Source organism: Paenibacillus sp. JJ-100 (genome assembly GCF_948329825.1).
Taxonomy (GTDB): Bacteria; Bacillota; Bacilli; order Paenibacillales; family Paenibacillaceae; genus Paenibacillus.
This window is the reverse complement of sequence record NZ_CAOJCM010000013.1, coordinates 19,251-33,746: the sequence shown is the minus strand read 5'-3', so window position 1 is coordinate 33,746 and position 14,496 is coordinate 19,251. Positions and strand designations below refer to the sequence as shown.

Below are 14,496 nucleotides of genomic sequence, written 5' to 3'. Positions count from 1 at the left end.
CTTCGAAATTAAAGTTTTATTATGAACTGAATCCTACCAACGGTAGTGAGCAAACGCTTTGTTCGCTTCAGCCATTTTGTGCGTATCTTCACGTTTTTTAACGGAAGCGCCTGTGTTGTTGGAAGCATCAATAATTTCAGCCGCCAAACGTTCTTCCATTGTTTTCTCACCGCGGTTGCGGGAGTAGTTTACGAGCCAACGTAAACCCAATGCAGTACGTCTCTCAGGTTTCACCTCGATTGGTACTTGGTAGTTGGCACCGCCGACACGGCGAGCTTTAACTTCCAGAACTGGCATGATATTTTTAATTGCTGTCTCAAATACTTCCATCGGGTCATTACCCGTGCGTTCTTGGATCAACTTGAACGCATTATACAGAATGCTTTGAGCAACACCGCGTTTTCCATCGAGCATGATGCGGTTGATCAAACGAGTAACCAACTTGCTGTTGTATACCGGATCTGGCAACACGTCTCTTTTTGTAACTGGACCTTTGCGTGGCATGGATATCCCCCTTTCTTTTTTTGTTCAGCAGATCCTGCACCTTCAAGACTTAAGTCTGAAGGCTCTCAGGCTACCTGCTTATCATAATTTAGGCTTTTTTAGCTTTTGGACGCTTCGCACCGTATTTAGAACGAGCTTGCATACGGTTGTTCACGCCTGCAGTATCGAGAGCTCCACGAACGATGTGATAACGAACCCCTGCAAGGTCTTTTACTTTACCTCCGCGGATCAATACCACGCTGTGCTCTTGAAGGTTATGTCCGATTCCCGGGATATAAGCAGTTACCTCGAGACGGTTCGTCAAACGAACACGGGCATACTTACGAAGTGCAGAGTTCGGTTTACGTGGAGTCATTGTACCTACACGAGTGCAGACACCACGTTTTTGTGGGGCACTAGTGCTAGTGGATTCACGTTTCAAAGCATTGAATCCTTTTTGCAAAGCTGGTGATTTTGACTTGTAAACTTTAGCTTGACGTCCTTTACGAACTAGTTGGTTAATAGTTGGCATGTGATTGCCACCCCCTTCCTCAATTATTCATGTTTCTTTACAAACCTTTATCTAAGCCCACAGACCCAGGCGGTTCATAAAAAGACAAATGAAAAGTTTTTGCCTTAGAGAATCCTTAAATGTTCTCGGACAAAAACGTTCCTTACCCTATCATTTTACGACAGCAGCCATGGCTGCTCCCACTCCAATCCCGCAAGCTTTGCCGAGATTTTTCATTGTGTCCACTTTCGTGTACTTTACATTGTGTTGTTCACACAAGGCAATGATTTTGGAAGTGAGCTGCGGATCACAATCTTCAGCGACATAGACTTCAGAAGCCATCCCTGTCTCTACTGTCCGCATGGTCTGTTTGGTACCGATTTTGACATGAGCATCTTGCAAGTCTTTTTCATTAGACATCATACATTCCTCCGAATAGGACCAAATACAATCAGCTGCCCACGCACCTATGATATATTAGCATCTAGCGCAAGCAATGTCAATGCTAATCCTAAAAGATTTATAAAGTTAGTGTATATCAGGATCCGTCCATCTCTCTTTCGCAAACGTCCGTATCCTGAAATACACATCCTTATCCCCTTATGTGAGGGGGTTCAACTTAATCTACCGATACGGGTTCCAACTCTTCTACAGAAGATTGGCCACCTTCTGGTTCAGCAAATTTGATACTGCGGTATCGGTTCATACCTGTACCTGCAGGGATCAATTTACCGATGATTACATTTTCCTTCAGACCGAGCAACTGATCGACTTTACCTTTGATCGCTGCATCCGTCAATACACGTGTTGTCTCCTGGAACGATGCCGCAGAGAGGAAGGAGTCTGTCTCAAGGGATGCTTTTGTGATACCGAGCAAGATTGGTTTCGCAACCGCTGGCTCTTTATCACTTAGAATCGCAATTTTGTTCGCTCTTTCGTACTCATGCGTATCTACAAACGATCCCGGCAGCAGCGTTGTATCTCCCGCATCAACGATACGGATTTTACGCAGCATTTGACGAATCATAACTTCAACGTGTTTGTCATTGATTTCTACGCCTTGGTTACGGTATACGCGCTGTACTTCCTGCAAAATGTAGTTCTGTACGCCACGTACGCCTTTGATGCGCAGCATTTCTTTTGGATCGATGGAACCGTCTGTCAACTCGTCACCCGCTTCAATTTCCATGCCTTCGCTTACGCGGACACGAGAACCGTAAGTAACGGAGTACACTTTGGATTCCGCTTCACCTTGAATTTCGATTTCGCGACGATCCTTGGCTTCGCGAATTTCTTTAACCACACCATCAATCTCACTGATTGTTGCTTGACCTTTAGGATTACGGGCCTCAAACAACTCCTGAATACGCGGCAAACCTTGCGTGATATCGTCTCCGGCTACACCGCCGGTATGGAACGTACGCATTGTAAGCTGAGTTCCTGGCTCACCAATGGATTGTGCGGCAATGATACCAACCGCTTCACCAATCTCCACGTGTTTACCTGTCGCAAGGTTACGACCGTAACACTTCTTGCAGACACCATGGCTTGCACGGCAGCTGAGAACGGAGCGGATTTGCAATTTGGTTACGCCAGCTTTGATAATCGCTTCTGCTTTGTCAGAATCGATTAGTTCATTACGGCCAGCGATAATCTCTTTCGTTTCTGGATGACGAACAGTCTCGAAGCAATATCTGCCTTCAATACGGTCGTAGAGATCCTCAATAACCTCTTTACCATCCTGAATTCGGCTAACGGTAAACCCTTTATCGGTACCACAATCGTCCTCACGCACGATTACGTCTTGGGCTACGTCTACGAGACGACGAGTCAGATAACCTGAGTCAGCTGTACGCAGGGCTGTATCCGCGAGACCTTTACGCGCACCGTGAGTGGAAATAAAGTACTCGAGTACTGTCAGACCTTCACGGAAGTTCGATTTGATTGGGAGTTCGATAATTCGACCAGACGGGTTGGCCATCAGACCACGCATACCGCCCAATTGAGTGATTTGTGATTTGTTACCCCGTGCTTTGGAGTCTACCATCATCATGATCGAGTTATAACGATCCATAGACTTCATCAGGATATCCGTGATGTCATCTTTGGATTTCGACCAGATATCAATGATACGGTCATAGCGCTCTTCATTCGTGATCAGACCACGACGGTACTGATTGGTAACGATTTGCGCTTTCTCTTCAGATTGTTTCAAAATTTCTGTTTTCTCATCTGGAACGATAACGTCAGACACGGCTACGGTAATACCCGCACGTGTTGAGTACGTGAATCCGAGCTGTTTGATTTTATCGAGAATAACCGCTGTCTCGGTTGTGTGATAAATTTCAAAACAACGTGCGATAATGGAACCAAGGTATTCTTTGCCGACACCGCCCGCTTGAGGAGCATTCATAATTGCCTCTCTCAAGTCAGCACCTTTCTCATAAACGAATGAGTGATCAGCTGTACCTTGATATAGGTTTGCACGAGTCGCATCATTGATATAAGGGAAGCTCGCCGGGAAAATTTCATTAAAGATAATTTTACCGATCGTTGTCAGTAACATGCCTTTTTGCTGCTCTTCTGTGAAGCTCGTTTTACCGAGTGCTTTCACTGGAATTGCCACACGTGCATGCAGTCCCGCAGTACCTCGTTGGTATGCTGATATAGCCTCATGGACAGTACGAAGAATCATACCTGTACCCTTCTCTTCTTTGTTGTCCATTGTCAAATAGTACGAACCAAGAACCATATCCTGGGAAGGGGTTACTACCGGTTTACCATCTTTCGGGTTCAAAATGTTACCTGATGCAAGCATCAGAATACGTGCTTCTGCTTGTGCTTCAGCAGACAACGGAACGTGCACGGCCATTTGGTCGCCGTCAAAGTCGGCATTGTATGCAGTACATACCAGTGGGTGCAGACGAATCGCTTTACCTTCAACCAGAATCGGCTCAAATGCTTGAATTCCGAGACGGTGAAGCGTAGGGGCACGGTTCAAGAGAACCGGATGCTCTTTGATTACTTCTTCAAGGACATCCCATACTTCAGGACTCACACGCTCAACTTTACGTTTTGCGCTCTTGATGTTGTGAGCAAGTCCTTTATTCACAAGCTCTTTCATAACAAACGGCTTGAACAGTTCGAGGGCCATATCTTTAGGCAGACCGCATTGATACATTTTCAAGTAAGGTCCGACAACGATAACGGAACGGCCGGAGTAGTCAACACGTTTACCGAGCAAGTTTTGACGGAAACGACCTTGTTTACCTTTCAGCATGTGGCTGAGAGATTTCAAAGGACGGTTACCCGGACCAGTAACAGGGCGTCCACGACGACCGTTATCGATCAAAGCGTCAACTGCTTCCTGCAGCATTCGTTTTTCATTTTGCACGATAATATCTGGTGCGCCTAGGTCAAGCAGACGTTTCAGACGGTTGTTACGGTTAATTACACGGCGGTACAAGTCATTCAAGTCAGACGTAGCAAAACGTCCACCATCCAGTTGTACCATCGGTCGAAGTTCCGGTGGAATGACAGGAAGTACATCCATGATCATCCACTCTGGATTATTTCCAGAGTTACGGAATGCTTCAATCACTTCCAAACGTTTGATTGCACGGTTACGACGTTGTCCTTGTGCAGTACGGAGCTCTTCCTTCAGGAATTCAAGCTCTTTCTCTATATCAAGGTCTTGAAGCAATTTTTTAACTGCTTCTGCACCCATGCCAGCTTGGAAGCCGTATCCGTATTTTTCACGGTAGCTGCGATATTCCTTTTCGGACAACAGCTGTTTTTTCTCCAGTGGAGTTTCTCCTGGATCGGTTACTACATATGATGCAAAATAAATGATCTCTTCCAGAGATCTCGGAGACATATCCAGAGCGAGACCCATGCGGCTCGGAATACCTTTGAAGTACCAGATATGCGATACCGGAGCAGCAAGCTCAATGTGACCCATCCGTTCACGACGGACTTTTGCACGTGTTACTTCAACGCCACAGCGGTCACAGACAACGCCTTTATAACGAACGCGTTTGTATTTACCACAATGACATTCCCAGTCTTTTGTAGGACCAAAAATCTTTTCGCAGAATAGCCCTTCTTTTTCCGGTTTCAACGTACGATAGTTGATCGTTTCCGGTTTTTTCACTTCTCCGCGGGACCAAGAACGAATTTTCTCTGGGGAAGCAAGCCCGATCTTCATGTATTCGAAATTGTTGACGTCCAACAAGGAGCAACCCTCCTTAACCAATTCCTGTAATCTAGGTTACGTCTACTCCGGCTGAAGCCGGAGCAGAACGTGAGCCTGATGAAAAACGCTGGTCATCATGCGCCCGAAGCGATTATTCCGCTCCGACCTCTGTACCCTCCAGGTTGAGGCTGAGCTTATCGCTCGCAGCGTCATCTTCATCGTCCATTTCTTTCATTTCAATCTCTTGCTCATCTTCACTCAAAATCTTAACGTCCATACCCAAGCTTTGCAGCTCTTTGATCAATACTTTGAACGATTCCGGAACACCTGGCTCTGGTACGTTCTCGCCTTTGACAATGGACTCATACGTTTTCACCCGACCAACAACGTCATCGGATTTAACTGTCAATATTTCTTGTAGAGTATAAGCGGCACCATACGCTTCAAGCGCCCAAACTTCCATCTCCCCGAAACGCTGTCCACCGAATTGGGCTTTACCACCCAGCGGCTGTTGCGTAACAAGTGAATAAGGACCTGTGGAGCGGGCATGGATCTTATCATCAACCATGTGTGCCAATTTGATCATGTGCATGACACCGACAGTAACTTCACGTTCAAATTCTTCACCTGTACGACCGTCATACAACACCGTTTTACCGTTACGTTGCATACCCGCTTCTTCCATCGTATCGAAGACATCATACTCATCCGCTCCGTCGAACACAGGTGTTGCTACGTGGATGCCCAGTTGCATTGCTGCCATACCCAAGTGAACTTCAAGCACTTGACCGATGTTCATACGTGAAGGTACGCCCAGCGGGTTAAGAACGATTTGAACCGGTGTGCCGTCTGGCAGAAATGGCATATCCTCTTCTGGCAAAATACGAGCCACGACCCCTTTGTTACCGTGACGTCCGGCCATTTTATCACCCTCGGAAATTTTCCGTTTTTGGGCAATATAAACACGAACGAGTTGGTTCACACCAGGTGGCAGTTCATCTCCGTTTTCACGGGTAAATACTTTCACGTCAACGACGATACCATCTGTACCATGAGGTACACGCAGGGAAGTATCACGCACTTCACGTGCTTTCTCACCAAAGATAGCGTGCAGGAGACGTTCTTCTGCCGTCAGTTCTGTTACCCCTTTTGGTGTAACTTTACCAACGAGAATGTCGCCAGCTGCAATTTCAGCACCGATGCGGATAATACCCCGCTCATCCAGATTACGCAGCGCTTCTTCCCCAACGTTAGGGATATCGCGTGTGATCTCTTCAGGTCCGAGCTTGGTATCCCGAGCTTCCGACTCATATTCCTCGATATGGATAGATGTGTATACATCTTCTTTAACGAGTTTTTCGCTGAGCAAAATCGCATCCTCGTAGTTGTAACCTTCCCATGTCATGAAGGCAACAACAACGTTGCGTCCCAGAGCAAGTTCGCCCATTTCAGTCGAAGGACCGTCAGCAAGAATATCGCCAGCTTTGACAACTTCTCCTCTTTTCACGATCGGACGTTGGTTGATACATGTCCCTTGGTTCGAACGCATAAATTTGTGTAATTTATATTTAACGATGTCACCTTTGACTTCCTGACCGTCTACCTCTTCTACACGACGAAGCCAGATCTCGTTCGCAGAGGAACGTTCAATAATTCCGTCATATTCGGCTACAATACATACACCAGAGTCTTTTGCAGCTTTGTGTTCCATACCTGTTCCTACAAGCGGGGCTTTAGGAATCAAGAGCGGAACTGCCTGCCGTTGCATGTTTGATCCCATTAGGGCGCGGTTGGAGTCATCGTTCTCCAAAAACGGAATGAGCGCAGTAGCGACAGATACAACCTGCTTAGGAGATACGTCCATGTAGTCCACTCGATCACTCGGCATTGTAAGAATGTTATCCGATTGTTTGTTGTAACGTACAATGATCGCTTCTTCAGCAAATGTATTATCTTCATTCAGCTTTGCATTCGCCTGAGCGATAACATAGTTGTCCTCTTCGTCCGCTGTCAGGTAATCGATCTGATCAGTTACTACACCTGTCTTCGGATCCACCCAGCGGTATGGAGCTTCAATGAACCCATATTCGTTCACACGGGCAAACGTTGACAGAGAGTTGATCAAACCGATGTTTGGTCCCTCTGGAGTCTCGATTGGACACATCCGACCATAGTGAGATGGATGCACGTCTCGGACTTCCATGCCGGCACGCTCACGTGTCAAACCGCCTGGTCCGAGAGCAGAGAGACGACGTTTATGCGTCAACTCACCCAGCGGGTTCGTTTGGTCCATAAACTGTGACAATTGAGAGCTTCCGAAGAACTCTTTAATGGATGCGATGACTGGACGTATGTTGATCAAAGCCTGAGGTGTAATCACGTTAGCATCCTGAATGGACATTCTCTCACGAACTACACGCTCCATACGGGACAAACCGATACGGAACTGGTTCTGCAAGAGCTCACCAACGGAACGCAGACGGCGGTTACCCAAATGATCGATATCATCCGTGCTTCCAATGCCGTGCAGCAAATTAAGGAAGTAACTGATGGAGGAAATGATGTCTGCTGGTGTGATGTTTTTCACGGATTTGTCAATTTCACCATTGGCTATCAGCTTAACCACTTTACCATCTTCAATTGGTGAGAACACGTCAATCGTTTGCATAGGGATATCATTGGCATCCAAAACACCATTCCCTACGTGATATGTGCGGAAACCAACGCTTTTCTCCAAGTAAGGCATAATTTCGTCAAGCAAACGACGGTCAACCATCTGACCTGCTTCTGCAACGATTTCACCTGTCTCGGTGTCAATAAGAGACTCAGCCAAGCGCTGATTGAACAAACGATTTTTAATATGAAGCTTTTTGTTAATTTTGTAGCGACCTACGTTTGCGAGATCATAACGTTTTGGATCAAAGAAACGTGCTACGAGCAAGCTTTTTGCGTTATCCAACGTTGGTGGCTCGCCTGGACGGAGACGTTCATAGATCTCTATGAGGGCTTTCTCTGTAGAATCCGTGTTGTCTTTATCCAGTGTGTTACGGATATATTCGTCATTACCAAGCAAATCCAGAATCTCAGCATCTGTGCCAAAACCAAGTGCACGCAGAAGTACCGTAACCGGAATTTTACGCGTACGGTCGATCCGGACATAAACAACATCCTTTGCGTCCATCTCCAGCTCTAGCCAAGCGCCGCGGTTAGGAATTACTGTAGCGGTATACGTTTTTTTTGCGTTCTTATCAACTTTGGTACTGAAGTAAACGCTAGGAGAGCGAACCAACTGGCTGACAATAACCCGTTCAGCACCATTAATAATAAATGTGCCGGTGCTTGTCATCAGCGGGAAATCTCCCATGAATACTTCCTGCTCTTTGACTTCTCCGGTTTCCTTATTAATGAGCCGGACTTTGACCCGAAGTGGTGCTGCATAAGTAACATCACGCTCTTTCGCGTCGTCTACTGTATACTTCGGTTCTCCGAGACTGTAATCGATAAATTCCAAAATTAAGTTGCCTGTAAAATCTTGGATTGGTGAGATATCCTGGAACATTTCACGCAACCCTTCCTCCAAAAACCAATCATATGATTTTTGTTGGATTTCGATCAGGTTCGGAACTTCGAGTATCTCGTTAATTCGTGCATAACTGCGCCGAGTGCGTCGACCATATTGAACAAGATGTCCTGCCAACTTAAACTCACCCCTCAATGTCTACTCACTTTAAAAATTTCGTTGCGAACCTCTGTTTGTGACCTTATAATGGTACACATACAGAGCAAAGCAATGCACCCGCAAATAAAGAAAAGCCCTTATTCGAAATGTCGTTCGATAAAAGAGCAACTTTGATCGGCGGATATCCTTCCAAAACATTCTTATCCCCAGTTTGCCCAAAATGTACATATTATACGCCAAACATAGGCATAATAAGCCCGGTTCGGCGTAAAAAAGTTGAACATCTTCAGTTAGCTAAAGCCAACTAGGGCATCTTAATACTGACATTTTACAACTATACCATGCCTTGATTTTCAAGTCAATGGTCCTATTGCAAAAAAAGTGATCCCCTGCTTACTTTACAAACACAAATGATCCTTACACACTTCTTCGCTACTCTTCTTTTACCGCTTTGAAGATTCGGTAGCCTTTATCTTTCGTTACTTCTTCCACTCTTGTAAACAACGATTCCAACTTCGCTTTTGCTGAAGGCGCTCCTTGTTTCTTTTGAATGACAATCCATAACGTTCCACCCGTCTTCAAATGATGATAAGACTGTTCAAAGATAGCGTGCACAGTTTCTTTACCTGCTCGTATTGGAGGATTAGTCAAGATCACATCAAAATCGTGCCGCTTAATTCCAGTCAGCAGATTGCTTTGCATGATCGTAACATTGGAAATACCATTTTCTTTGGCATTTTCTCTGGAAAGCTCAACCGCTCTCTCGTTGATATCAATCATGGTGACATGCCCATCCGGTACAAGTTTTGCCGCTGTAAGCCCGATTGGCCCATAACCACATCCCACATCGAGAACCTGAGCGCCTGATTGCAGTTCCATCGCATCAATTAACACTCTACTGCCATAGTCGATTCCGTTCTTGGAAAAAACACCAGCATCCGTCACCAGCCGCAAACTGTAACCGCGAAGCACAACTTCTGTGGTTTTACGATCATGTGCTGTTTGCGGTTTGTCCGAATAATAATGATTGGACATGCCCTCACTCACTTTCCATAGTTACATTTACAGCAACAAACCCCTTGATATAAGTCAAGGGGTTTGTTGTTTTATTCATTTAGCCTGTTAAAGCTAAATTATTTAACTTCGATTGTAGCGCCAGCTTCTTCAAGCTTAGCTTTGATTGTTTCCGCTTCTTCTTTAGCCACTTTTTCTTTCAGTGGTTTTGGAGCGTTGTCAACCAGTTCTTTTGCTTCTTTCAAGCCAAGACCAGTGATTTCGCGAACTGCTTTGATAACGTTGATTTTGGAAGCACCAGCGTTAGCCAGGATTACGTCGAACTCGGATTGCTCAGCTTCAGCTGAAGCCGCGCCGCCACCTACAACAGCTACTGGAGCTGCAGCAGTTACGCCGAATTCTTCTTCGATTGCTTTAACGAGATCGTTCAGTTCCAATACAGTCATGCCTTTGATTGCTTCTAAGATTTGCTCTTTACTCATGATTGAACCTCCATATATAATTTTATTTTTTTGTATTCCATTACTGCTTAAGCAGCATTTAGATCAAGTAGCTTACGCGCCTTGTTCTTCTTTTTCTGCAACGGCTTTAACCGCAAGCGCGAAGTTGCGCATAGGGGCTTGAAGCACGCTGAGGAGCATGGAGAGGAGACCTTCGCGGGATGGCAGTTCTGCCAACGCTTTAACTTCTTCTACTCCAATTACGCGACCTTCTACGACAGCACCTTTCAATTTCAGTGCATCGTTCTTTTTCGCGAATTCGTTCAGAATTTTGGCTGGAGCTACAGCATCTTCTCCGCTGAATGCAATCGCAGTAGGACCTGTCAGAACGCTATCGAGTTCTGTCAATTCAGCTGCAGCAGTTGCACGGCGAAGCAATGTGTTTTTCAGCACTTGGAATTCTACACCAGCTTCACGAAGCTGCTTCCGCAGTTCAGTAGCTTGGGAAACGTTCAAACCGCGATAGTCAACAACAACTGTTGTCGCGCTTTCGCGCAATTTCGCTGTTACTACATCAACGGATTCTTGTTTTGCTTGAATCACTTTTGCGTTTGCCAATCTGTACACCTCCTGATCAAATTTATCCCAATAAGAAAAGCCTCCGTAGAATCACGAAGGCTTGATATATACTCGCAATCGATTTGCATCGTTTCAAGTTGTATAATCACACCTCGGTAGGAAATTAAGCCAGATGGCACCTACTGTCTACGGCAAGCATATTCAAATGTCAACGGTCAGTCACATGGACTCACAACTTTTATAGAATACCAGAACAGAACTCGTCTGTCAAGATATATTATCTAAAAGCTGCTGCGTTCACGCGTGCGCCAGGTCCCATCGTAGAAGAAAGACTTACATTCTTCAGATAAACACCTTTTGCTGCCGCCGGTTTAGCACGGTTCAGAGCGTCCATGAGAGCTTTGAGGTTCTCATTCAGTTGCTCAGTAGAGAAAGATGCTTTACCGATCGGTGCATGAATTTGACCTGCACGATCCAGACGATACTCGATTTTACCGGCTTTAATTTCTTGAACAGCCTTGGATACATCGAAAGTTACCGTTCCGGCTTTAGGGTTAGGCATCAGGCCTTTACCGCCGAGCAGACGGCCCAATTTACCTACTTCACTCATCATATCTGGTGTCGCTACGCAGACGTCGAATTCGAACCAGCCTTGTTGGATTTTGTTGATCATGTCTGCATCACCAACATAGTCCGCGCCAGCCGCTTCCGCTTCTTTCGCTTTGTCACCTTTTGCAAATACCAATACGCGTTGTGTTTTACCTGTACCGTGTGGCAAGACAACAACACCACGTACTGCCTGGTCTTGTTTACGAGGGTCTACACCCAAACGAACTGCTGCTTCGATTGTTTCATCGAATTTTGCAGTAGCTGCCTTTTTCACAAGCTCAACAGCTTCTGAAGGCTCGTAAGTTGCTTCGCTATCAATCAGCTTCGCAGCTTCCAGGTATTTTTTACCGTGTTTAGCCATGTTTTATTCCTCCTTTGTGGTTTTAGCGGATATACCTCCCACATTGACCGGCCGCGAATCGGCCGGCTTTACGAAGCCATGTTTCATGTGAAAATTAGTCTTCGATGGTGATACCCATGCTGCGGGCAGTACCTTCGACCATACGCATTGCAGACTCAACGTCAGCTGCATTCAGGTCAGGCATTTTTGTTTCCGCGATTTGACGTACTGTATCACGTTTAACAGTAGCAACTTTTTTCTTATTCGGCTCGCCAGATCCTTTTTCAACTTTAGCTGCCACTTTCAACAGAACTGCTGCAGGTGGAGTTTTAGTGATGAATGTAAAGGAACGGTCTTCGAATACAGAGATTTCAACTGGAATGATCAATCCCGCTTGATCAGCTGTACGAGCGTTGAATTCTTTACAGAATGCCATGATGTTGACACCTGCTTGACCCAATGCCGGACCTACTGGTGGTGCTGGGTTTGCTTTACCTGCTGGAATCTGCAGTTTTACCATTTTGATTACCTTTTTTGCCATGATTGACACCTCCTTGCAAAATAGTGGTCACCGGGCCTCTCAGCCCTCCCACAAGAAACCTGAAGAAACTATATCTTCTCCACCTGTGTGTATTCCAACTCAAGCGGTGTTTCCCGTCCAAACATGTTGACGTGTACTTTCAGCTTGCTCTTGTCTACCAAAATCTCTTCCACGGAGCCCACAAAATTCGCAAAAGGACCAACTTTAATTCGTACGGATTCCTTAATATCGAATTCAATTTTAGGCTTAGGTTCAACCATACCCATGTGCTTCAGAATTTGTTCCACTTCTTCTGGCAACAAGGCTGTTGGTTTAGAACCGGAACCTGTCGAACCGACAAAACCGGTAACACCTGGTGTGTTGCGAACAACATACCAAGAATCATCTGTCTGTACCATTTCGACCAAGACATATCCAGGGTAAACTTTACGCATAACGGTCTTTTTCTTACCGTCTTTGTTCACCACTTCTTCTTCCATCGGAACAAGAACACGGAAAATCTTGTCTTCCATACCCATGGACTCTACGCGTTTTTCCAAATTGGCTTTGACCTTATTCTCATACCCTGAATAGGTATGAACGACGTACCATCTTTTTTCCATATCAAGCCACCTGGGACCCTTCTTAAATAATCGCTTCGATCACAGCGGAGATGCCGATATCTACGACCCAAAAAAACAGCGTCATAACCACAACAGTACCAAGTACAATTAACGTGTAGTTCGTCAGCTCTTTACGATTAGGCCAGCGAACCTTTTTAAGTTCAGCCCAGCTTTCAGAGAAAAAGGAAATCAGAGATTTGAAACTACGTTTCACGCCGACTACACCTCCCAAAAACTATCTGGTTTCGCGATGAGAAGTCTGCTCGTTACAAAACTTGCAAAATTTCTTCATCTCCATGCGGTCGGGGTGATTACGCTTGTTTTTTGTCGTAGTGTAATTTCTTTGTTTGCAGTTTGTACAAGCCAAAGTAATAATTACCCGCATGATGTACACCTCCCGAAGACTTCCACATTGAAGCAGAGTCTCTAAATTGATCCTGAAAAAAAAGCCGTAAAATAGGCCTACCTAAAACACTTTATCACAAGGGTATAAGCATGTCAATGACAGAATAACCTTTCATCATTGGCTATTAATTCCGCACAAACGTCGTATCTCTCATCTCTGATTGTTTTCACTGCTCCGGTATGAATCAAGCGATTACTAGTATTTATCAATCTTTAATAATATAAACTTCAGACAATAAAAAAAGACTCAAACACCGAGCCTTTTCCGTCAACGACAACAATCTTGTTCAATTATCTCGAACTTCAAGGTACTTTTCAAGTTTTCGCTTCACGCGCTGCAGGGCATTATCGATAGACTTCACATGTCGGTCCAAATCCACTGCAATTTCTTGATAAGATCTCCCATCCAGATACAACATCAGTACTTTACGTTCCAGGTCACTCAAAATCTCCGACATTTTATCTTCCAGACCAACAAACTCTTCCTGGTTAATAATCAGTTCTTCCGGATCACTGACCTGAGTTCCACAAATCACATCGAGTAACGTACGATCAGACTCTTCATCATAAATGGGCTTATCCAGAGATACATAAGAATTAAGTGGTATATGCTTCTGACGTGTGGCTGTTTTGATCGCCGTAATGATCTGTCTTGTAATACACAGTTCGGCAAAAGCCTTGAAAGAAGCAAGCTTGTCTCCTTTAAAATCACGAATGGATTTATAAAGACCAATCATTCCTTCTTGAATAATATCTTCCCGGTCTGCTCCGATCAAAAAATAAGATCTTGCCTTGGCGCGTACAAAGTTGCGATACTTGTTGATCAAAAACTCCAGCGCTTCGCTTTCGCCTTCACGGACCGCTTCGACTATGTCTTCGTCACTTTGGTAATCATACTTGGATAACATGATATCTTTGAGGTCGACACTCACAGACAATCCCTCCGGCTGCAACGCAAGGTACCCCGTTACTCTACTCTATGAAATATACGAACAGTATATATGATGGTACCTCCAACCGTCAACCACGCTATCCCTAAAAAAGAACAGCTATAACATAATTGTCAATAGTTTCAATATTGTAAAAATTGTAAATCCC

At 45.1% G+C, this 14,496-nt stretch carries 14 protein-coding genes and 1 other annotated feature; all 14 genes read right to left on the bottom strand.

Going from position 1 to position 14,496, the window contains the following annotated elements; genetic code table 11:
• Positions 1 to 33: 33 nt before the first annotated feature.
• The gene (rpsG, locus tag PQG66_RS24350; protein WP_056697679.1) at positions 34 to 504 is read right to left on the bottom strand and encodes a 30S ribosomal protein S7; all 471 of its coding nucleotides are present in this window, start codon (positions 502 to 504) and stop codon (positions 34 to 36) included.
• Between the two features lie 88 nt (positions 505 to 592).
• Complete coding sequence (gene rpsL, locus PQG66_RS24345) at positions 593 to 1,015, bottom strand: 30S ribosomal protein S12 (RefSeq protein ID WP_272040436.1); 423 nt, start codon at positions 1,013 to 1,015, stop codon at positions 593 to 595.
• A 150-nt stretch (positions 1,016 to 1,165) separates the two neighbouring features.
• Positions 1,166 to 1,414 (bottom strand): ribosomal L7Ae/L30e/S12e/Gadd45 family protein, encoded by a 249-nt coding sequence (locus tag PQG66_RS24340; protein WP_272040478.1) that lies wholly within the window; start codon positions 1,412 to 1,414, stop codon positions 1,166 to 1,168.
• A gap of 199 nt (positions 1,415 to 1,613) precedes the next feature.
• The gene (rpoC, locus tag PQG66_RS24335) at positions 1,614 to 5,228 is read right to left on the bottom strand and encodes a DNA-directed RNA polymerase subunit beta' (RefSeq protein ID WP_272040435.1); all 3,615 of its coding nucleotides are present in this window, start codon (positions 5,226 to 5,228) and stop codon (positions 1,614 to 1,616) included.
• Positions 5,229 to 5,340: 112 nt separating this feature from the next.
• The gene (gene rpoB, locus PQG66_RS24330; RefSeq protein WP_272040434.1) at positions 5,341 to 8,886 is read right to left on the bottom strand and encodes a DNA-directed RNA polymerase subunit beta; all 3,546 of its coding nucleotides are present in this window, start codon (positions 8,884 to 8,886) and stop codon (positions 5,341 to 5,343) included.
• A 414-nt stretch (positions 8,887 to 9,300) separates the two neighbouring features.
• Positions 9,301 to 9,903, bottom strand: coding sequence for a class I SAM-dependent methyltransferase (locus PQG66_RS24325; RefSeq protein ID WP_272040433.1), 603 nt, complete (start codon positions 9,901 to 9,903; stop codon positions 9,301 to 9,303).
• A 98-nt stretch (positions 9,904 to 10,001) separates the two neighbouring features.
• Positions 10,002 to 10,364, bottom strand: a complete 363-nt coding sequence (gene rplL / locus PQG66_RS24320) for a 50S ribosomal protein L7/L12 (RefSeq protein WP_272040431.1) — start codon at positions 10,362 to 10,364, stop codon at positions 10,002 to 10,004.
• Between the two features lie 72 nt (positions 10,365 to 10,436).
• On the bottom strand, positions 10,437 to 10,940 hold the full coding sequence (gene rplJ / locus PQG66_RS24315; RefSeq protein WP_272040430.1) for a 50S ribosomal protein L10: 504 nt from the start codon (positions 10,938 to 10,940) through the stop codon (positions 10,437 to 10,439).
• 24 nt (positions 10,941 to 10,964) lie between these two features.
• Positions 10,965 to 11,111: a sequence feature (ribosomal protein L10 leader region), on the bottom strand.
• A 67-nt stretch (positions 11,112 to 11,178) separates the two neighbouring features.
• Positions 11,179 to 11,871, bottom strand: a complete 693-nt coding sequence (rplA, locus tag PQG66_RS24310; protein ID WP_272040429.1) for a 50S ribosomal protein L1 — start codon at positions 11,869 to 11,871, stop codon at positions 11,179 to 11,181.
• 94 nt (positions 11,872 to 11,965) lie between these two features.
• Positions 11,966 to 12,391: a 50S ribosomal protein L11 gene (gene rplK, locus PQG66_RS24305; RefSeq protein ID WP_272040428.1), complete on the bottom strand. Its 426-nt coding sequence runs from the start codon at positions 12,389 to 12,391 to the stop codon at positions 11,966 to 11,968.
• 68 nt (positions 12,392 to 12,459) lie between these two features.
• On the bottom strand, positions 12,460 to 12,993 hold the full coding sequence (nusG, locus tag PQG66_RS24300; protein WP_024633599.1) for a transcription termination/antitermination protein NusG: 534 nt from the start codon (positions 12,991 to 12,993) through the stop codon (positions 12,460 to 12,462).
• A gap of 22 nt (positions 12,994 to 13,015) precedes the next feature.
• Positions 13,016 to 13,207, bottom strand: a complete 192-nt coding sequence (gene secE / locus PQG66_RS24295; RefSeq protein ID WP_024633600.1) for a preprotein translocase subunit SecE — start codon at positions 13,205 to 13,207, stop codon at positions 13,016 to 13,018.
• A gap of 21 nt (positions 13,208 to 13,228) precedes the next feature.
• Positions 13,229 to 13,378 (bottom strand): 50S ribosomal protein L33, encoded by a 150-nt coding sequence (rpmG, locus tag PQG66_RS24290; protein WP_072735843.1) that lies wholly within the window; start codon positions 13,376 to 13,378, stop codon positions 13,229 to 13,231.
• A 307-nt stretch (positions 13,379 to 13,685) separates the two neighbouring features.
• Positions 13,686 to 14,330: an RNA polymerase sporulation sigma factor SigH gene (gene sigH / locus PQG66_RS24285; RefSeq protein ID WP_024633601.1), complete on the bottom strand. Its 645-nt coding sequence runs from the start codon at positions 14,328 to 14,330 to the stop codon at positions 13,686 to 13,688.
• Between the last annotated feature and the right edge of the window lie 166 nt (positions 14,331 to 14,496).

Coding starts and splice junctions, on each gene's coding strand:
- rpmG (WP_072735843.1), bottom strand. CDS start 13,378: ATGCGGGTAATTATTACTTTGGCTTGTACAAACTGCAAACAAAGAAAT.
- rplL (WP_272040431.1), bottom strand. CDS start 10,364: ATGAGTAAAGAGCAAATCTTAGAAGCAATCAAAGGCATGACTGTATTG.
- rplA (WP_272040429.1), bottom strand. CDS start 11,871: ATGGCTAAACACGGTAAAAAATACCTGGAAGCTGCGAAGCTGATTGAT.
- PQG66_RS24340 (WP_272040478.1), bottom strand. CDS start 1,414: ATGTCTAATGAAAAAGACTTGCAAGATGCTCATGTCAAAATCGGTACC.
- rpsL (WP_272040436.1), bottom strand. CDS start 1,015: ATGCCAACTATTAACCAACTAGTTCGTAAAGGACGTCAAGCTAAAGTT.
- rpsG (WP_056697679.1), bottom strand. CDS start 504: ATGCCACGCAAAGGTCCAGTTACAAAAAGAGACGTGTTGCCAGATCCG.
- PQG66_RS24325 (WP_272040433.1), bottom strand. CDS start 9,903: ATGTCCAATCATTATTATTCGGACAAACCGCAAACAGCACATGATCGT.
- nusG (WP_024633599.1), bottom strand. CDS start 12,993: ATGGAAAAAAGATGGTACGTCGTTCATACCTATTCAGGGTATGAGAAT.
- rplK (WP_272040428.1), bottom strand. CDS start 12,391: ATGGCAAAAAAGGTAATCAAAATGGTAAAACTGCAGATTCCAGCAGGT.